The following is a 21,720-nucleotide window of genomic DNA, read 5'->3' on the forward strand; positions in this document are numbered from 1 at the left end:
TTCGAAACGAGAAAATAGAGCCAGCGCGGCCGGTGGTCACCGTTCGCTGTCGATGAAGTCGAAGATCGCGGCATCATCGGCCGTCTCGATCTGCACCGCCGGTTCCGCCTGGCCGGACTCGTCCTTGGCACGAATCCGGCGGTCGATCTCGGACAGTCGTGCCAGCAGATCCCGCCGCTCGGCGTCATCCAGCTCCACTTCGGCACAGGCCAACGCCACTGCCTCGATATCCGCGAGCAGCTGAGCGGCCGAGGCCTGGGCCGGGGCCACCAGCGTCTGGATGTGCTCGGCCAGGGCCAGCGGTGTCGGGTAGTCGAAAATCGCGGTAGGAGTGAGCTTTACCCCGGTAGCGGTTTGCAGCCGGTTGCGGAACTCGACCGCGCCCAGCGAATCGAAGCCGAGTTCTTTGAAGGCGTGCTCGGGCTTGATCGCCTCGGCTGCCTCGTGGCCGAGCACCACGGCGGCATGGGTCCTGATCATCGATAGCAATTCCTGGATCTGCTTGCCGACGGTCAATCCGGTCAGCCGCGTCCCGATCTCCGGCCCCGCCGATGCGGCGGCATCGGTACTCGCCGTACGGCGCACGCCGCGGACGAGTCGCGCGAATATCGGGGCGACCGAATCGGCCGCAGCCAGCGTGCGGGTATCGATGTTCGCGGGCACAATCGCCGAATAACCCAGTGCGGCAGCGGCATCCCAGAGCGCCAGGCCTTCCCGCGGGCTCAGCGCGGTGAATCCACTACGACTCAACCGTGCGACGCCTCGCTCGTCCAGTTGTGCCGCCATCCCACTGTCCGGAGCCCACAGCCCCCAGGCCAACGCGGTCGCAGGCAGACCCCGATGCTGTCGATGGCGAGCCAGCGCATCGAGGAAGGCATTGGCGGCCGCGTAGTTCGCCTGCCCGGCCGAGCCGATCACGCCCGAGGCCGAGGAGAACAGCACGAATGCCGACAGATCGCGATCTTTGGTCAACTCGTGCAGATGCCAGGCGCCGTCGATCTTCGGCCGGAAGACGGTATCCAGGCGGACGCGGTCGACCGAGGTGAACACCGTGTCGCGCAACGTGCCCGCGGCATGGATCACCACGGACAACGGATGACGTTGCGGGATCGAGTCGATCACCGCGGCCAGCGCGGCTCGATCGGCGACGTCGCACGCCACGATGCGGACCTCGGCACCGAGTCCGGTCAATTCGGCGGCCAGGTCGGTGGCCCCCGCGGCCGCCGGCCCGCGGCGGCTGAGCAGCACCAGGTGCCGCGCGCCGTGCTCGGCCACCAGGTGCCGGGCGACTTGCGCACCCAGCGCACCGGTGCCGCCGGTAACCAGCACGGTGCCTTCGAGGTTCGGCGCGGTGGGCAGCACGAGCGCAAGCTTGCCGATGTGGCGCGCCTGACTCAGATATCGCAGCGCCGCCGGGGCTTGTCGCACATCCCATGCCGCGGTCGGCAGCGGCCGGATGCTCCCGGCTCGGAAGAGACCGGCCAGCTCCGCCAGCATCTGCTGGACCCGGTCGGGTCCGACTTCGAACAGGGTGAACGTGTGGTACTCGACCCCGGGATGGGTGCGAGCCACCTCTTCGGCATCACGCGGGTCGGTCTTACCCAGCTCGATGAACATGCCGCCGCGCGGCAACAGTCGCAGTGAGGCGTCGAGGAGGTCGCCCGTCAGCGAGTTCACCACGACGTCCACACCCCGGCCGCCGGTCGCGGCGAGAATCCGCTGTTCGAACTCCAGCGTGCGCGAATCCGCGAGGTGTTCGTCGTCGAAACCCAACGCGCGCAGGGTGTTCCATTTCGGCGCGCTGGCGGTGGCGAACACCTCCAGCCCCCAGTGTCGCGCCAGTTGTATCGCGGCCATGCCGACGCCGCCGGTGCCCGCGTGGATCAGCACGGCATCGCCCCGGCGTGCCCGCGCCAGTTCGGCGAGTGCGTAATACGCCGTCAGGAAGACGATGGGGACCGCGGCCGCGGTGGCGTAGGTCCACTCGGCAGGCATCGTGCTCACCCACCGGCGATCGGTCACCACAACCGGACCTATACCGGTGAACAAACCCATCACCCGATCGCCGGGCGCCAGGTCCCGAACATCGTCGGCGACCTCGAGCACCTGTCCGGCGCCTTCACAACCCAGCTCGGCGGTTGGGTCGGGGTACATGCCCAGGGCGACAAGCGCATCACGGAAGTTCAGCCCGACCGCTCGGACGGCGATCCGCACCTCGCCGGCGGCCAGCGGCTGTCCGGCTGTGGGCCACGCGGTCGCGCGGAGGTTGTCACCGTTCAAGGTGCCCTTACCCGCAGCCGTCAGCCGCCACGGCTGATTGTCGCCGGTGCCCGCGACGATGTCGCTGCTCGCTCGAACCAATCGTGGTACCCGGAACACCCCGCGCCGCAACGCCAATTGGGGTTCGTCGACCGCCGCGGCGACCGCGGCCGCCCGATCTGCCGCCGACCAATCGTCGACGTCGACCAGGACGATGCGCCCCGGAAACTCGGTCTGCGCGCTGCGGAGTAGGCCCCAGATGGGCGCATACCGCAGATCGGCCACGTCGTCGCCGCCGTCGGCGGCAACCGCCGATCGGGTCATGACGACCAGCCTGGCGGCATCGCCACGTTCATCGGTCAACCACTGCTGGACTCGGTCGAGCACCGACAACACTCGATCGCGGACCGCATCGCCGAATTCGACTGCGGCACCATCGATATCCGCGTCGTCACACCGCAGCACCGCTACCGAATCGGCCGAAATCGTCGGTGTATCAGGCAATCCTGGCAGCACGGTCCAGTCCACGACGTACAACGAATCGACATCGGCCGCGGGCTGGCCCGCAAGGCGATCGGCTTGCACCGCACGCAGCGTCAGTCCCTCGATGGTCGCCACCGGATCGCCCGCGGCGTCGGCCAGCCGGATCGCCACCCGATCATCGCCGACCGGAGCCATCGCGACACGGAGCCTCGTAGCACCGATCGCGTGCAGCGACACCCCGGTCCAGGCGAACGGCAACAACATTCGATCCGCCGCGCCTGGCATGTCGGCAAACATAACGACATGTGTCGCGGCATCGAGCAATGCCGGATGCAGGCCGAATCGCCCGGCCTGCAGCGCGACTCGTTCCAGGAGATCGACCTCGGCGAATACTTCGTTGCCACGCCGCCAGGCGGCCCGCAGCCCACGGAAGACCGGCCCGTACTCGTAGCCGAGTTCTGCCAGCCGGGTGTAGGCACCCGCAACGTCGATCGCGGCCGCATCAACCGGTGGCCAGTCCGTCAGCCGGGCCTCGCCCGCCGTCGAAGCCGGCTCGCTCGCGGTCAGCACACCCTCGGCGTGCAGGGTCCAACGGGGGTCCTGGCCGTCCTGCTCGACGCGTGAATAGATGGATATCGGCCGGTCACCGGACGCGTCCGGATCACCGACGACGACCTGCACCTGCAGACCGCCGTGGTCGGGCACGGCCATCGGCGCCTGCAGCACCAACTCCTGTACCCGCAGGCCGTCGGTCACCTCCGCCGCATACGCCGCGAGCTCGACCAGGGCCGCGCCGGGCACGACTACTACGCCACCGATCCGGTGATCGGCCAGCCATTTCTGCGTGTCCAGGGCGAGGCGCCCGGTCAACAGCACGTTGCCGGAGTGCGGGCTCCGCACGACCGCCCCCAGCAGCGGATGGGCGGCCGACGTCAGGCCGAAACCAGCGGCGTCGCCGATATCGCCGGACGGCTGCAGCCAGTACCGCTTGTGCTGGAAGGCATAGGTGGGCAAGCCGATCCGGCGCCCGTGGGATGCGCCGACCAGGGCCGTCCAATCGACGTCAGCACCCGAAACATACAGGGAGCGTAGCGATTCCAGCAGCGCGGTCACTTCACCCCGGCCGCCGCGCAGCACCGGTGCCAGGACCGGCACGGTCGTGGACGCCAGCGTTTGCGTCACGTTCCCCGTCAGCGCGCTCCCTGGGCCGAGCTCCACATACCGACGCACACCGGCAGATTCGAGGAACCCGATGCTCTCGGCGAAGGCGACCGTCTCGCGGAGGTGCCGCGCCCAATATTCCGGCGTGCCGAAATCGTCGTCCGCAACCATGGCCGTGATGTTCGACAGGATCGGGATCCGCGGCGCCGCAACGGCGATCGTCGCGGCAACCGCGCCGAATTCGTTCAGGATCGGTTCCATCAGCGCCGAGTGGAAGGCGTGCGACACCGTCAACCGAGTCGTCTTGTACCCCTGCTCCCGCAGGGTATCGGCGACCGCGAGCACCTCGGCTGCCGCGCCGGAGACCACCACCGATGCCGGTCCGTTGATCGCGGCGATATCGACGCCGGCACGCAGCAATGGCGTGACCTCAGCCGCGGACGCCGCCACGGCGACCATCACGCCACCGACCGGAAGTCCTTGCATCAGGCGACCGCGCGCGGCAATCAACCGCGCCGCGTCCGGTAGCGACATCACCCCGGCGACGCAGGCCGCCGTGATTTCGCCGACGGAATGTCCCACCAAGTAGTCGGGTCGAATCCCTTGCGACTCCAGCAGTTCGAACAGCGCCACGCCCACCGCGAACAGCGCGGGCTGGGCGAAGACGGTCTGCTCGAGCAGCGCCGCGTCCTCGCCCCACATCGCCTCGCGGAGCGGGCGCGGCAGTTGCGGATCCAGTTCGTCGAGCACCGCATCGAGTGCGGTGGCGAAGGCCGGGAACGCGTCGTACAGTTCGCGCCCCATCCCGAGTCGCTGAGATCCTTGTCCAGGGAACAGGAATGCTGTCTTGCCCTGCCGGTCGGTGGTGCCGTGCGGCGTCGCGTCCGCGTCGCCTTCGGCGAGACCGGCCAAGCCACGCAGTACCTGTGCTCGATCGGCACCGAAGACCACGCCACGATGGTCGAAAACCGACCGCCGCAACAGCGAGTGCCCGATTTCCAGGAGGTCCGCCTCCGGCTGTGCCGTGACGAACTCCAGCAAGCGAGCGGCCTGCGCGCGCAACGCATCCGGAGTCTTCGCGGTGAGCACGAGCGGCAATTCCACGACCGGTCGTCGGTCGAAACCGAGTGGGGTGTCGGCTACCTCGGACGCTTGCTCGAGGATGACGTGCGCGTTGGTGCCACTGATCCCGAACGACGACACCGCCGCCCGACGCACCCGGCCGACCTCCGGCCACACCCGTGCCTCGGTCGCCAGCTCCACCGCACCGGCGGACCAATCCACCTGCGGCGTCGGCGAATCCACATGCAACGTCGCAGGCACCACACCGCGACGCAACGCCTGCACCATCTTGATCACACCGGCCACACCCGCAGCAGCCTGCGTATGACCGATATTCGACTTGATCGACCCCAGCAGCAGCGGCCGATCCCGATCCTGACCATAGGTCGCCAGCAACGCCTGCGCCTCAATCGGATCACCCAGCACCGTCCCGGTGCCGTGCGCCTCCACCACATCCACCTCGGCGGCGGTCAGGCCCGCGGCGGTCAGGGCCTGCCAGATGACCCGCTGCTGCGACGGACCGTTCGGCGCCGTCAAACCATTGGACGCACCATCCTGATTCACGGCCGAACCGCGCACCACCGCAAGAACTTCACGCCCCGCACGACGCGCATCCGAAAGACGTTCCACCAACAGCAGACCGACCCCCTCGGACCACCCGGTCCCATCGGCTGCCGCCGCAAACGACTTACACCGCCCGTCAGCGGCCAAACCACCCTGCCGCGCGAACTCCACGAACGCCACCGGCGAACACATCACCGTCACGCCACCGGCCAGCGCCATCGAACATTCGCCCGCACGCACGGCCGCCACCGCCTGGTGCAGCGCCACCAGCGACGACGAACACGCGGTATCCACCGTCACCGCAGGACCGACCAGACCGAAAACATACGAGATCCGGCCCGACAGCACGCTGCCCGCGCCGCCGGTCAGGCCATGGCCCTCGGCCTGTTCCAGTGCGGCCCGCACCACCGCGTCGTATTCCTGGCCGTTGCTTCCGATGAATACACCGGTCGCGCTGTCCCGCAAGGATATCGGGTCGATGCCTGCACGCTCGAACAACTCCCACGACGCCTCGAGCAGCAACCGCTGCTGCGGATCCATCGCCAACGCCTCACGCGGTGAGATGTCGAAGAACGCCGCATCGAAATCGGCCGCACCGTCGAGAAAACCGCCACCGGCCAGGTCTCGAAGCCGGGCGTGATCCCAGCCTCGATCCGCCGGAAACTCGCCAAGCGCTTCGTGTTCGGCCTCCATCAGGCGCCACAGATCCTCCGGCGAGGCGACGCCGCCGGGGTAGCGGCACGACATCGCGACGACCACCACCGGATCGTCGTCGGCCGGCGTAATCCGTACGGTCGCGCTCCGATCGGTACCGGCCCCGGTGAGATCGGCGCGCAGATACCGACGCACGGCCAGCGGGGTGGGATGGTCGAAGGTCAGCGTCGCGGGCAGAGTCATACCGGTGGCCGCGCCGAGGCGATCACGGAATTCGACCGCCATGAGCGAGTCGAAGCCCGCCTCTCTGAACGCCCGCTGCGGGGCGATGTCCGCTGCGGACGCGTGACCGAGCGTCCGCGCCGCCGCCTCGAGGACCAGCGCATCGAGGACCTGATCCAGTTCCGCATCGGCGACCGCTGCCAGATCACGCCGCGCTACCGCATGTTCCGGTGCAACGGTCCGATCGGAGAGCGTCTTGACATCGGGGAGATCGCCGATCAGCGGGCTGGGACGGGCGCTGGTGAACAGCGGAGCGAAGGTGGTCCAGTCGATGTCGGCGACGATCAGATGGTCCGCACCGCTGCCGACCGCGCCGCTGAGGGCCTCGATCGCCAGATCCGGATCCATACACCGCAATCCGTTCCGCCGCAAATATTCCTGCGCCTGTGCGCCGTCGGCCATGCCGCCGGCTGCCCAACTACCCCAGGCGATCGCCGTGGCGGGGAGATCCACGGCGCGGCGGCGGCGGGCCAGCGCGTCGAGAAAGGCATTGCCCGCGGCGTATGCGCCCTGTCCGCCGCTGCCCCAGGCTGCTGCGCCGGAGGAGAACAGCACGAACGCCTCGATCGGATGCGCACGGGTCAGCTCGTCCAGCACCATGGCCCCGGTGACCTTGGCCGCGACATCCTCGGCGATACCGGCGGTCGTCAGGCTGTCCAGCGCGGCCAATCGCGCCACGCCCGCGGCGTGCAGCACGGCGGTCAATGGCGCGGGTAGGTCCCGGATCAGTTCCGCCACCGCGGCGCGATCGGTGACATCGCAGGCGGTGATGGTCACCGTTGCACCGGACGCGGACAACTCGGCGGCGAGCCGGTCCGCACCGGGCGCCGCGGCGCCCCGCCTACTTACCAGCACAACATGTTCCGCACCGTGGGCAGCCACCCAGTGAGCCAGTCGCGAACCAATGCCCCCGGTGCCCCCGGTGATCAGCACCGTACCGCTCGGGCGCCAAGGATCGGCGGCTCCTCGGGCGGCGCGCGTCAACCGCCGAACGAGTGTCCCGGAATTGCGGATGGCGAGCTGGTCCTCCGTACCCGGGCCCGCGAGCACCGCCGCCAAACGCTGCGGTTCGTGCTCGTCCGCGGCCGCGGCCAGATCGACCAGCCCACCCCAGCGCCCGGGATGTTCCAGCGCCGCAACCCGGCCCAGCGCCCATACCTGCGCCTGCGCCGGACTCGGCGCCGCATCGGCCGGCGAGACCGCGACGGCCCCGCGGGTGACAGTCCACAGCGGGGCCTCGACGCCGGCATCGCCCAGCGCCTGGATCAACGCGACCGTGTAGGCCACTGCGCGCGTAACAGCCGGTTCGTCGCGGTGCGGTCGCTCGTCCAAGGCGAGCAGGGACACCACACCGGTCAGCGGCGGCAGCGCACGAAGCTTGTCCGCCAACAGATTTCGATCATCATCGGCGACGAACCGGCGAATCACTTCCGCCGACCGGCCGATCGCGGTGTGGACACACTCGTCGTCGACATCCTCGGTGGAGACGACCAGCCAGGCGCCTGTCGGCTGCGCCGCGGGCGGCGTCATCGGGCGCCACGTCTCGTGGTACAGCCATGCGTCGCCGGCCACCACCGCCGGGCGCGACCAGGAGGTCGGCGTCAGCCAGTAGCGTCGCCGCTGGAACGGATAAGTAGGCAGATCGACTACACGCCCCGCCGCGAGATAGGACTCCCACCGAACCGGTACGCCGGACGCGTACAGCTCCGCGAGCGCGCCGAGCACGCCGGCGACCTCCGCCCGCCGCGGGCGCAACGCGGCCGTCACGACGTGTGCTGCGCTGTCCGGCAGGGATTCTCGCACCATCGAGGACAGGGCCGAATCCGGTCCCAGTTCGAAGAACCGGGTGACCCCGCGCACCGCCAGGGTGCGCACGCCGTCCGCGAACCGAACCGTGTCGCGAACATGCCGAACCCAATACTCGGGCCTGCCCAGTTCGTCGCCGGTGGTCACGGTCCCGGACAGATTGGACACCACCGGAATTCGGGGGGCGCGAAACTCGAGGCCCGCGCACAGCAGGCCGAACTCCGCCAGCATCGGATCCATCAGCGGTGAGTGGAAAGCGTGGGAGACCGATAGTGCCTTGGTTTCGCGCCCCAACGCCGAGAAGTGGTCCACGATCGGTCGCACCTCTCCCGCAGCACCCGAAACCACCACGGACGCAGGACCATTGACCGCCGCGATGGACACCCGGCCGGTCAGCAACGGCTGCACTTCGTCCGCCGAGGCCCGCACGGCCACCATTGCGCCGCCCTCGGGCAGCGTCTGCATCAGCCGGCCGCGCGCCACCACCAGCCGGGTGGCGTCCTCGACCGAGAGGACGCCGGCCACGCACGCGGCGGAGATCTCGCCGACCGAATGCCCCATCACGAAATCGACCGGGATGCCCAAGGACTCGATCAATCGATACAGCGCGTATTCGAGCGCGAACAGCGCAGGCTGGGCGAACTCCGTCCGGTTCAGCGTCTGCGCACAGTCGCCGAACACGATGTCGGGCAGCGAGCGGTCCAGCAACGGTTCGGCGATGGCGCACACCTCGTCGAACGCCGCGGCGAACACCGGAAACTCCCGGTACAGCTGTCCACCCATGCCGAGCCGCTGTGCACCCTGACCGGAGAACACCACCGCCACCGGCTCACCCGGATGCGCCGGACGAATACTCGTTCCGTCCTGCGCCAGCGCGGTCAGACCGGCGATCAGCTCGTCTCGGTCGCGGCCCGCCACCACGGCGCGACAGTCCAACTCGGCCCTGGCGGCGACCAACGACCACGCCACATCGGCCGGATCGACCCGCGGCTGCTCCGCGAGGTAGGTCGACAGGCGTAATGCGCTCGCCCGCAACGCATTCGGGTTCTTTCCGGTCAGCACCAAGGGCAACACATCGGGCCTGTTCGACACATCGCCTGCGGCGTCGGTCGCGAGGGCGGGCGCCTCCTCCAAGATCACGTGTGCGTTGGTTCCGCTGATTCCGAACGACGACACACCGGCTCGGCGGGGACGGTCGGCCGCGGGCCACGGCCGGGACTCCGTCGCCAGCTCCACCCCACCGGTATGCCAGTCGACGTGGGTCGTCGGCGCATCGACATGCAGGGTCGCGGGGATCATCGCGTGCCGCATCGCCTCGATCATCTTGATCACGCCGCCAACGCCCGCGGCGGCTTGGGTATGACCGAGATTCGACTTCAGCGATCCCAGTAGCAAGGGGCGATCCGCCGGACGGTCCTGCCCATAGGTCGCCAGCAGGGCCTGTGCCTCGATCGGATCGCCCAGCCGAGTGCCGGTGCCGTGGGCTTCGACCACGTCGACGTCCGCGCCGGTCACACCGGCATCCGCCCAGGCCCGGTGGATCACCCGCTGCTGCGCCACACCGTTCGGCGCGGCCAGTCCGTTGGAGGCGCCGTCCTGATTGATCGCGGTGCCACGCACCACCGCGAGCACCCGGTGACCGTTGCGCCGCGCGTCCGACAGCCGCTCCAGCAGCACCACGCCGACGCCTTCGCTCCAGCCGGTCCCGTCGGCGCAGTCGGCGAACGACTTGCAGCGACCGTCCGCGGCCAAGCCACCCTGCCTGGAGAATTCCTGCTGGAGCAGCAGCGCCGGCGTCGCCATGACGGTCACGCCGCCGGCGACCGCGAGCGTACATTCGCCACCGCGCAGCGCACGCACCGCGTAGTGCAGCGCCACCAGCGAGGACGAGCACGCGGTGTCGATCGTCACGGCGGGCCCCTCGAACCCGAAGGTATAGGCGATACGGCCGGAGGCGACACTCATGACGTTGCCGGTGACCAGATAGCCGTCCGTCTGCTCCGGCATGTTCATCAGATCACCGCCGTAGTCACGCCCGGACATGCCGACATAGACACCGGTTTGACTACCACGAAGCGACCGCGGATCGATCCCCCCGCGTTCGAACAATTCCCACGACGTCTCCAGAAGCAACCGCTGCTGCGGGTCCATCGCCGCCGCCTCCCGGGGCGAGATACCGAACAGCTCGGCGTCGAAATCTCCAGCGTTGTAGAGAAATCCGCCCTGGCGGGTCGCGGCCGAGCGCAGTTGCTCGGCATCCCAGTCACGATCGTCGGGGCATCCGGAGACGACATCTTCGCCGCGTATCACCAACTGCCACAGGTCATCCGGCGAGCCGACGCCGCCGGGGAAACGACAGCTCGTGCTCACGATCGCGATCGGCTCGGCCGACGCGTTCGACTGAGGCACATCGACGCTCGCCTCGGTCGCTCCGGCAAGCTCAGCCACGATGTGTTCGGCCAGCAGTCGAGGCGTCGGATAGTCGTAAACCACGGTCACTGGCAGTGACACACCAGCCGCGGACCGACTACGCAGTGGAACCGCAGGATCGTTGTTCATCGTGCTGGGTACCTGTTTCATATCGCTGCCTTGATCCTGTTCCTGAGCTCGACCGAGGTCAGTGAGTCGAAGCCCAGGTCGCGGAAGTTGCGGTCGGCCGTGATCGCGCCGGGCCCTTCGTGTCCCAGTACCAGCGCGGCCTGCGACCGCACCAACTCGAGCACCGCGGCCACCTGTTCGGCTTGTGACAGTCCGTGCAGGCGCTGGCGCAAGGCCGAAGTCGTCGCACCGTCGCCGGCCATGCGCCGCGAAGCGGTGATCACCTGTCGCCACAAAGGCGCCAGCCCGGCCGTCCGGGCTTGGTTGCGCAAGGCCGCCTCGTCCAGGCGGGCGGCCACCACGGTGGGATGTGGCTGTGCGAGTGCGGCGTCGAAGAATGCGAGACCTTGCTCTTCGGACAACCCCAGGAAGCCGCCCTGGTTCATCCGTGCGATATCGGCGTCGGTCAGCCCCCCGGTCAATCCCGTTCGGATGGCCCACAGTCCCCACGCGATGGAGGTGGCGGGCAGGCCGTGTGCATGGCGGTGTTGGGCAAGTCCGTCGAGGAAGGTGCTCGCAGCGGCGTAGTTACCTTGCCCGGGTGATCCGATGACGCCTGCGGCGGAGGAGAACAGCACGAACATCGTCAGGTCCAGGTGCCGGGTGAGCTCGTGCAGATGCCACGCCGCGGCGGCTTTAGGTGCCAGCACGGTGTCGATCCGGTCCGGGGTCAACGAGGCGATCACCCCGTCGTCGAGCACACCCGCGGCATGCACCACACCGGTCAACGGATGCTCGACCGGGACCGTGGTCAACAGTTCCGCGAGCGCCGCCCGATCCGACACATCACAGGCCACCACCCGCACCCGGGCGCCCAACCCCTGCAGTTCTGCCGCCAACTCGGCCGCACCCGGAGCTGCCATGCCCTGGCGGCTGGTCAACAGCAACGATCTGACACCATGAACCGCCACCAGGTGCCGGGCCACCAGACCACCCAGACCACCTGTGCCACCGGTGATCAGCACCGTCCCACCCGACATCGTGTCGGGGCCGGCGGGGATCGTCAGAACGATCTTGCCGATATGGCGTGCCTGGCTGAAGAACCGGAAGGCTTCGCGGGCTTGCTGAATGTTCCATGCCTGCACCGGAAGGCGGTTGATCACGCCGCTGTCGAACATGACAGCGAGCTCGGCGAGTATGCGTTGCATCCCGTCTATTCCGGCGTCGAACATACCGAACGCCTGATAAGCCACTCCCGAATATCGAGCGGCGACCTGCCGGCTGTCGCGGAGGTCGGTCCGACCCATCTCCAGGAAGCGTCCGCCCCGCACCAACAACCGCAACGAGGCATCGACGAACTCGTCGGCCAGGCAGTTCAACACGATATCCATTCCTCGGCCGCCGGTGGCCCGAAGGAACTCCGCCTCGAACTCGAGCGTCCGGGAGTTCGCGATGTGCTGATCATCAAAGCCCATCGCGCGCAGCGTGTCCCACTTGCCGGGGCTCGCGGTGGCGAAGACCTCCATACCCCAATGCCGGGCCAACTGCACCGCTGCCATACCCACCCCACCGGTAGCCGCGTGCAACAGCAACTTCTCCCCCGACCGCCCCCCGCCCAGGTCCCGCAAACCGTAATAGGCCGTCATGAACACCGCTGGGATCGCGGCGGCCTCGGCGAAAGTCCAGCCTGCTGGGATCCGGGTGACCAGACGGTGATCCGTGATCCCCACAGAGCAGATCCCACTCCCCATACAGCCGTACACTCGGTCACCTGGAGCGAGGTCGACCACTCCCGGCCCGACCTCGACGACCACACCGGCCCCCTCGCCTTGCAGGGTTTCCCAGGGCAGGTTCACGACGCCGAGCGCGACCAGAACGTCCCGGAAATTCAAACCGGCAGCACGTATCGCTATCCGTACCTGCCCTGCTTCGAGCGGCTCGCCGGCCGACGGGTAGCCGGCCAACTCCAGACTGTCGAGCGAACCTATGTCACCGACTTCCAGCCGCCACGGTTGTTCCTCAGGGACCGTCAACAGCGAATCATGGCGTGCTGGGACGGCACGAGCCCGATACGGAACACCCCGGCGGATCGCGATCTGCGGTTCTTGTGATGTCGACAGCGTCGCGGCGAGTTCCGTGAGATCCGCGGTATCGAGGCCTCTGGTGGAGTCGGTGTCGACGAGCACGATCCGGCCTGGATTCTCCGACTGCGCCGACCGCACCAGACCCCACACCGCAGATCCGGCCAGATCGGTGACGGCCGATCCGGCCACACCCAGCGCATCACATGTCAGCACCACCAATGTGCTCGACGCGAACCGTTCTTCCGGCAACCACCCCTGCAACACCGCCAACACCTCATGAGTAGCGCTATGCACCCGCGGCAACACGTCGGTATCGGTATGTCCAGCAGTGGTTCGCATGTCGAGCACGACCACCGGTGGTGGTATCGGCTCACTGCTATCGATCCAGTCGGAGTAGAGCAGCGCAGGAGTTGCCGCTACCGGCAACGCCGAGTCGGTGACCACCGGTAGCGACGTCCAGTGCACGGTGTGCAGAGGCTCGCGGGCCGAGGTAGTGGGAAGTTCGGCGGTGACTGGTCGTGAGGTGAGCGACCGGATCGATATCACCGGGTGACCGGTCCCGTCGGCAACCTCGATCGATACTGCGTTCTCAGCTTGCGGAGTAATGCAGGCGCGCACTACCGATGCCCCGGTCGCGCGCAGGTCGATCTGCTCCCACGCGAACGGCAACGTAACGATCGCGTCGTCGTCGCGACCGAAATCTTGGTCGGCCAATGTCGCGTGCAGGACGGCGTCCAGCAATGCGGGGTGCAGTCCGTAGCGTTGCGCGTCGGTGACCGGCTCGGGCAGCGCGGCCTGCACGAAGAGATCCTCGCCACGACGCCATACCGCTTGCAGGCCCTGGAACGTGGGGCCGTACTCGTATCCGGCCGCGGCCAGCCGCTCGTAGAGGCCGTCGATCGGTACAGCGACCGCGCCCATCGGCGGCCACACCGTCAAATCCGCCGAATCACCCGACACCACCGCAGCCGTAGCGGCGGTGTCGGGGGTGACAACTCCACGCGCGTGCAGCGTCCACTCCCGGTCACTGTTCTCCACACGGGAATACACCGACACCGCCCGCGACTCGACCGTGTTGCCGGCCGGGTCGCTCTCGCCGACCGCGGCGATCAGGATCTGGATGTGCACGGCAGTGTCGGCGGGCAGCACCAGGGGTGCCAGCAGCGTCAGTTCCTGGATCACTGGGCAGCCGACCTCGTCACCGGCGCGGACCACCAACTCCACGAAACCGGTCCCGGGGAACAGCACCGTCCCACTCAGCGCGTGATCGGCCAGCCATGGCTGCGTGGCCGAGGACAACCGGCCCGACAAGGTCACACCGCCCGTCTCGGGCGCAAGCACGACGGCTCCGGCCAGCGGATGATCGGCCGTGGTCAATCCGACCGCGGCGACATCCCCGCCTTCGGCACCGGCGGCGAGCCAGTAGCGACGGCGTTGAAAGGCATAGGTAGGCAACCGGATCGGCCGACGATGACCGGAATATACTGCGGGCCAATGGACTTCGGCGCCCCACAGATGAGCGCGGGCGAGGGCGGTGCCGAACTGGTCCAGGCCGCCGCGGTCCCGGGCCAGTGTCTCGACTATGGCTGCACGAGCTCCGGTGTCGTCGACGGTTTCCTGCACGGTGATGCCCAGCACCGGATGCGGGCTGACCTCGATGAACAAGGCATGACCGTCGGCCAGCAATGCGGTGGTAGCGGCGTGGAACTGCACCGTCTCACGCAAGTTGCGGTACCAGTAGCCGCCGTCGAGTTCGATGGTGTCGATCCGGGTGCCGGTGACGGTGGAGTAGAACGGGATTCGGCTCGGCATCGGCGTGACGGCGCCCAAATCCTCGTGCAATGTCTCGGCCAACCGGTCGATCGCCGGTGAATGCGCCGCGAAATCCACACCGGGGATGCGCCAACGCCAGATCCCGGCCTTGGACACGACCCGTTCGAACTCGTCGAGCGCACCACACGGCCCCGAGACAACCACCGATGCGGGGCTGTTGACCGAGGCGATCGCGAGGCGATCGCGCCACGGTGCCAGCAGTTCGGCGGCCGACTGCGGGGAGGCAGCCAGCCACATCATGGCGCCGTCACCGGCAACCGCGCACAAGGCCTTGCTGCGCAAGGCCACGATCCGAGCCGCGTCCTGCAGCGACAGGGCGCCCGCGACGCAGGCGGCGGCGATTTCGCCTTGAGAATGACCCACGACCGCATCGGGCTCGACGCCATAGGAACGCCACAGTTCGGCCAGGGAGACCATCACCGCCCACAGCATCGGCTGCACCACGTCCACCCGGTCCAGCGCCGCGGCGTCCGGTTCGGCGCCGAGCACCTCGGGCAGCGACCATGCCACGAATGGTTCCAGCGCCCGCGCGCAGGCATGGATGCTCTCGGCGAACACCGGTGCCGTTTCCAGCAATTCGCGGCCCATGCCGAGCCATTGCGCACCCTGACCGGAGAAGACGAATACCGTCCCGCCCCGCAAATCGCTGCCGGTGAACACATTCGCCGCCGGTATGTGCCCGGCCAGAGCGTCGAGCCCGGACAGCAGATCCCCGCCGTCGGCGCCGGTCACCAGCGCGCGATGCTCGAACCGCGTCCGCGTCGTGGCGAGCGAGAAGCCCACCTCGGCACACCCGTCCGGCGCCGACACGAGATCCGGCTGCCGGTTCAGGAATTCCCGCAACCGGGCCGCCTGACCTCGTAACGCCGCCTCGCTACGACCGGACAGCACCCACCCCGGTGCCGGCAGCGAACCCTGCTGCCCGCCAGGCGAATCCAATTGAGCCTGAAAATGCATAGGGAGAATTCCTCGCCGCCGGCCATAGTGATTTTTGATAGAGCATAGGTAGCTCGCATCCCCATACTGAAACCCCTATGAGACCCCTATCTTTCTCCTTGCGATCACACGAAGGCGCGAAGGTTGACAGCCATTTCGGATTACCAATACTGCCACGTCAGACAGCGAAAATAGGGGTAACACAGGGGTGGACAAATAGGGGATTCCAACGCGAAGTATATGGGATACCCCCGGAAGGAGCAGGCTGAAATGACCCTACAAGAAACGATCGCAAACGATGGATTCGTCCACATCGAAGCATTCCTCGATGCACGCGAGATCGATGATCTACTCGAATTCGCCGAGTCCACCGGCCACGGCAGCGGCGAGGGATCGCTTGGCAGGCGTCTCGTCTCGGTAATCAATGACCCTCTACAAATCAGCACATCAGTGCAAGATAAGGTCAAGAAGCTGCAGTCGGAACTGTTCGGATACGACATGACACTGACCCAGGGTGTTTTCTTTTCGGTAGATCCCGACAGTCCCGAACAATCAGCAAATTTTCCACTACATCAGGAACACGGCAGTTACTACGACATCGGCGATCACCTGCGGTACGCGAATCTGTACATCGTTCTCCAGAAGGACGATATTGCCAATTCCAACGTTACTGTCATTCCATTTTCAGAGCTCGCGACAGTCGAGCCGGATCTCCATGCGCTGGTCGTCGGGGCCGGGGCAGCTCGCTACACGACAGATATGCGCTTCGACGACAACACCGGCAGTTATACGCCATTTCGCACCGACCTCGCGTCGATTGCGAGGACGCCACAACTGGCAGCGGGAGATCTGCTTGTCCTGCGCGGTGACACCATTCATGGGACGCAGAACCAAAAATCCCGCCGGACCGCGATGTCACTCCGAACTGTCGCGACCGACATTGTGTGTCACCGGGAGTCCTTCGATGCATGCTGCGGCACAAAGCTAGCCTTCATGCTCGGCCAGGGTGATTACTTCGGCGTCCGTGATTATGTATTCGAAAACCTCGGCGTAGACACCATCACCGCGGGGCGGCTCGAGCATGCCAGGAAGCCTCTCCTGAGCCCCGCCACACCGGCCGACCGACCGGCTCAGGTGGACGCACATGTCGCCGCGTTCACCGCAAAGCTGCGGGACATGCAGATCGGTTTGCAGTCCGCCGCCCGAGGCTGAGTAACTCCCGGCACGGTGCGCCGGCTTCGCCCCACCGTGCCGGGACCACTGTTTCAGCTCTTGCCTGGCTGGTCTACGGCACCAGCGGCCAGGGATTGCGCACCCGCGTACTCGGGTGCTTGTTCGAGGATCACATGCGCATTCGTGCCGCTGATCCCGAAGGACGACACCGCCGCCCGCCGCGGCGAACCATCGGTATCCCACGGCCTGGCCTCGGTCAACAACTCCACCGCACCGGCCGCCCAATCCACCTGCGGCGACGGCGCTTCCACATGCAACGACTTCGGCAACACGCCCTCGCGCATCGCCTGCACCATCTTGATCACCCCGGCCACCCCCGCGGCCGCCTGGGTATGACCGATATTCGACTTCACCGACCCCAACCACAGCGGCCGCGTCGACGGCCGATCCTGCCCGTAGGTCGCCAGCAACGCCTCGGCCTCGATCGGGTCACCCAACCGAGTCCCCGTGCCATGCGCTTCCACCACATCCACGTCTGCGGTGCCGAGTCCCGCGCTGACCAGCGCCTGCCGGATAACCCGCTGCTGCGACGGACCGTTCGGCGCGGTCAAACCATTCGACGTGCCATCCTGATTCACCGCCGAACCACGCACCACCGCCAACACCTCATGGCCCAACCGCTGCGCCTCCGAAAGCCGTTCCAGCAGTAGCAAACCCACGCCCTCAGACCAACCGACACCATCCGCGGTCGACGAGAACGATTTGCACCGGCCATCGGGAGCCAAGCCACGCTGCCGCGAAAACTCCACGAATGTCCCGGGGGTCGCCATCACCGTCACGCCACCGGCCAACGCCATCGAGCACTCCCCCGCCCGCAACGCGGACACCGCCTGATGCATCGCGACCAGCGACGACGAACATGCCGTGTCCACCGACACCGCCGGACCCACCAACCCCAGCACGTAGGAGACCCGGCCCGAAGCCACACTCAAGGTGCTGCCGGTGACCGAAAACCCCTCCACGTCAGCGGGTCCGCGGCCTATCCGCGGCCCGTACTCCTGGGCTATCGCGCCCACATAGACACCGACGTCGGTGCCGCGCAGGCTGACCGGATCGATGGCCGCGTGCTCGATGGTCTCCCACGCGGCTTCCAGCAACAACCGCTGCTGCGGATCCATCGCCAACGCCTCCCGCGGCGAGATCCCGAAGAACTCCGCGTCGAAATCCGCTGCGTCATAGAGGAATGCACCCTCCCGCACATAACTCTTCCCGATCGCGTCCGGGTCCGGATCGAACATATCCACCGGCCACCCACGATCCGTCGGCAAACCCGCCACCGCGTCCACCCCGTCGGCGACCAGTTCCCACAACTGTTCCGCCGAGGCGGCACCACCCGGGAACCGGCAACCCATGCCGACGATCGCGATCGGTTCGGTCAACCGGCCCTCGACCTCACGGAGCCGGTCGCGGGCGGTTCGCGCCTTCTCGATCGTAAGCTTGAGGTGCTCGCGCAGCTTCTCTTCGTTGGTCATGTCATTCCCACCTAAATTCTCGAGACGGACCTGGATCAGTCCAATTCATTGGCCAACGCGAACAACTCGTCATCCGACGCCGCGTCGAGATCGGGCAGCTCGGACTTGATCGACTCCCGGCAGAGTTCGATCATTTCCTGTAATTGCGCGATGAATTCATCCCGAGGTGATTCGTTCGACAGCAGGGTCGGCAGCTTGCCTCGCATCACGCGCATGTCGTTCATCAGCGAATCAAACGGCCGCACAGGCTGACCGAAGCCTTCGTCGAGGTATCGGGTGAGGGTGCTGACGTCCGGATAGTCGAAGATGAGAGTGGTCGGCAACCGCAGTCCGGTCAGCTTGGTGAGCCGGTTACGCAACTCCACCGCGGTCAGCGAATCGAACCCCAGGTCTTTGAACGTGCGACCGGTAGCGATCTCGCCGCCGTGGTCATGTCCGAGCACGGCCGCGACTTCACCGGTGATCGCCTCGGTCAGCAGCGCCTGCCGCCGCTCCACCGGCGCCGAGGCCAATCGCTCGGCCAACCCGGCCGACGCCGCGCGGCCACGATTCGAGGTCGTGCGCCGATCCGTGCCGAGGGCGGACAGACCGGCGAAGATGCCGCCGATACCGTTGGCGTGCAGCATGTTCGGATCGAACCGCGCCGGGACCAAGGCCGGTGCCGGCATGGTCAGTGCCCGATCCAGTAGCTCATGCCCCTCGCCGCCGGTCATAGCCACCAACCCGCCCCGGTTCATCCGCTCCCGATCACTGGATTGCAGATGCCCGGTCATGCCCGAGGCCTGTTCCCACAAACCCCACGCCAACGACGTCGCAGGCAGACCAAGACCGCGCCGGTAGTGAGCCAGCCCGTCCAGGAAGGCGTTGGCCGCCGCGTAATTGCCCTGCCCCGGCGAACCCAGCACTCCCGACACCGAGGAGTACAGGACAAACCCGCGTAGATCCAGATCCCGGGTCAATTCATGCAGGTGCCACGCCGCGGCCACCTTCGGGGCCAGAACCCGATCCACCTGCTCAGGCGTGAGCGAGGTGATCACACCATCGTCGAGCACACCAGCGGTATGCACCACCACCCGCACCGGAAACGCCGGATCCACCCCGGCCAACACAGCCGCCAACTGCCCACGATCAGCCACATCCGCCGCCACCGCCACCACCGACACCGCACCCGCGGACAACAACTCCTCCCGCAACACAGCGAACCCCTCAGCACAAGCACCACGCCGACTCACCAACAACACCCGCCGCACACCGTGCACACCCACCACATGCCGAGCCAGCATCGACCCCAACACACCCGAACCGCCCGTAATCAACACCGTCCCTTGCGCATCCCACATCGGAGCGGAACCGTCCACGCGCAACACGTTCTTGCCGATGTGCCGGCCCTCGCGCATGAATCGGAACGCCTCCGGCGCTCGTGCCACGTCCCACACCCGAACCGGGCGCACCCGCAACGCGCCGACTCGGAACAACTCCAGCACTTCGGCGAGCATCTGCTGGATACGCTCGGCGCCGGCGTCACGTATCAAGTCATAGGCTCGATACTCGATAGTCGGGAATTCGCGCGAAAGCTCCTGGGAGTCGCGCGGATCCGTCTTGCCCATCTCGATGAATCGGCCGTGCGCGGCGGTCGTGCGCAGCGAGGCGTCCAAGAATTCGTAAGCGAGGGAGTTGAGGACGACATCGATGCCGTCGCCCGCCGTTGCCGCCAGGAAAGCGGTTTCGAATTCGATGGTGCGCGACGACGCGATATGAGCGTCATCGAGCCCCAACTGCCGTAGCACTGCGAACTTGCCCGGGCTCGCCGTCGCGAACACCCGCGCACCCAAGTGTTGCGCCAACTGGATCGCGGCCATGCCTACGCCACCGGCGCCCGAGTGCACCAGCACCGATTCGCCTGCCCGCAACCCGGCCAGATCCACCAGCCCGTAGTAGGCGGTCAAATACACCACCGGCACCGCCGCGGCCTGCTCGAACGACCACCCCGCCGGCATGGGCGCCAGCATCCGCGCATCAGCCACCGCGGCCGGGGAGAACGCTTCTCGGAAGATACCCATCACCTGATCGCCGGGCGCGAAACCTGTTGTGTCTGGTCCAACTTCCACGACGACGCCGGCCCCCTCGCCGCCGAGGGCGACCTCGCCCGGGTACATGCCCAACGTCATCAGCACGTCCCGGAAGTTCACCCCGGCCGCGCGCATGGCTACCCGCACCTGTCCGGACTCCAGTACTCCGGTAGCGGCGTGCTCGGCCGCTCGGTCGCTGACCGCCTGCAGCGCGTCCAGCGACCCCACCTCCGGGGCACCGATCCGCCACGGCCGATCTTCGGGCAGCACCAACCGCTGCGGAACATCTACCCGCGCCAGCCGCGGGACCTGGATAGCCCCGGCCCGCAACACCACCTGTGCTTCGCTGCCCGCGACCACCGCCGGTAGCGCGCGGCTCGATTCGACCGTGTCATCGATATCGACCAGCACGATCCGACCCGGATTCTCCGTCTGTGCCGAACGCACCAGACCCCACACCGACGCGCCCGCCAAACCCACGGCCGGATCTGTTGCCTCCCCATCGGATTCACCACCGATGCCGGTGGCGCCACGAGTCAGCACGACCAGCCGGGATTCAGCCGAGCGCGGCTCGGCCAACCACGCCTGCAACAACCCGAGCACCTCGTCCAGGCACTGCCGCACACCGGCGGCAACCGTCTCGACGGACCGGGGAACCGCGATCGATGCCACCACCACCGGCGGCACCGGACGGCCGGCATCGATGGCCGCGGTCAATGCCGTCAGATCCGGTGTCCGCAGCTCATCGGCCACGACACCGGCCAGATCGTCGGTATCGGTGTTGTTGGCGCCCAAGAACATCCACTGCGACCGGTCATCCGGCACCGCCACGGGAAGTGGCTGTTCGATCCAGTCGAGCCGATACAACGAGTCCTGCCGCGCCGTGTTTGTCGACCGGAGTAGTTGACCGGGGACTGCACGGACGGTGAGCGAGTCGACGGTCACGATCGGGTGATCGTCCTCGTCGACCAGGCGGATCGTTACCCCGTCCGCCGCGGCGGGCGCGATGCGGACGCGCGCGCGGTCGGCACCGACGGCATGCACGCGCACACCGCGCCACAGGAACGGCAGTCCTGCGCGACCGAGTTGGTCGTGACGGTCGCTGACGCCGGGCAGCATCGCATGCAGCGCGCTATCGAACAATGCTGGATGCACGGCGAACTCACCAGCGGGCGAACCCCCGTCCTCGGGCAGCGCAACCTCTGCGAACAGCTCCTCGCCGCGCTGCCACATCCGCCGCAAACCTTGGAACGCCGGACCATAGCCATACCCGTGCGCCGAGAC

General features: G+C 67.3%; 4 protein-coding genes and 1 pseudogene. 1 reads left to right on the forward strand and 4 read right to left on the reverse strand.

The features are described from left to right. Positions 1–36: 36 nt before the first annotated feature. Positions 37–10,782 carry an SDR family NAD(P)-dependent oxidoreductase gene (locus tag ABZ942_RS43565; protein WP_357392203.1) on the reverse strand — a complete coding sequence of 3,582 codons (10,746 nt, stop codon included), beginning with the start codon at positions 10,780–10,782 and terminating at the stop codon, positions 37–39. A 65-nt stretch (positions 10,783–10,847) separates the two neighbouring features. After that, a complete protein-coding gene (locus ABZ942_RS43570) occupies positions 10,848–15,683 on the reverse strand; it encodes a type I polyketide synthase (protein ID WP_357392205.1) in 4,836 nt (1,611 codons plus the stop codon). Positions 15,684–15,932: 249 nt separating this feature from the next. Here ABZ942_RS43570 and ABZ942_RS43575 point away from each other — a divergent pair, with 249 nt between their 5' ends. Then, a complete protein-coding gene (locus ABZ942_RS43575; RefSeq protein ID WP_357392207.1) occupies positions 15,933–16,874 on the forward strand; it encodes a hypothetical protein in 942 nt (313 codons plus the stop codon). Between the two features lie 113 nt (positions 16,875–16,987). On the opposite strand, the pseudogene ABZ942_RS43580 reads toward ABZ942_RS43575, so the two are convergent. Together ABZ942_RS43580 and ABZ942_RS43585 are read right to left on the reverse strand one after the other, a co-directional pair. After that, a pseudogene (locus tag ABZ942_RS43580) lies at positions 16,988–18,367 on the reverse strand (beta-ketoacyl synthase N-terminal-like domain-containing protein); the annotation flags it as partial. A gap of 35 nt (positions 18,368–18,402) precedes the next feature. Next, a partial coding sequence (locus ABZ942_RS43585; RefSeq protein ID WP_357392209.1) for an SDR family NAD(P)-dependent oxidoreductase occupies positions 18,403–21,720 on the reverse strand: 3,318 nt, incomplete at its 5' end.

This window comes from Nocardia sp. NPDC046473, from assembly GCF_040645995.1.
Taxonomy (GTDB): domain Bacteria; phylum Actinomycetota; class Actinomycetes; order Mycobacteriales; family Mycobacteriaceae; genus Nocardia.

Bases quoted from the DNA above. Each gene is read 5' to 3' on its own strand.
- ABZ942_RS43575 (WP_357392207.1), top strand. From the start codon at position 15,933: ATGACCCTACAAGAAACGATCGCAAACGATGGATTCGTCCACATCGAA.
- ABZ942_RS43570 (WP_357392205.1), bottom strand. From the start codon at position 15,683: ATGCATTTTCAGGCTCAATTGGATTCGCCTGGCGGGCAGCAGGGTTCG.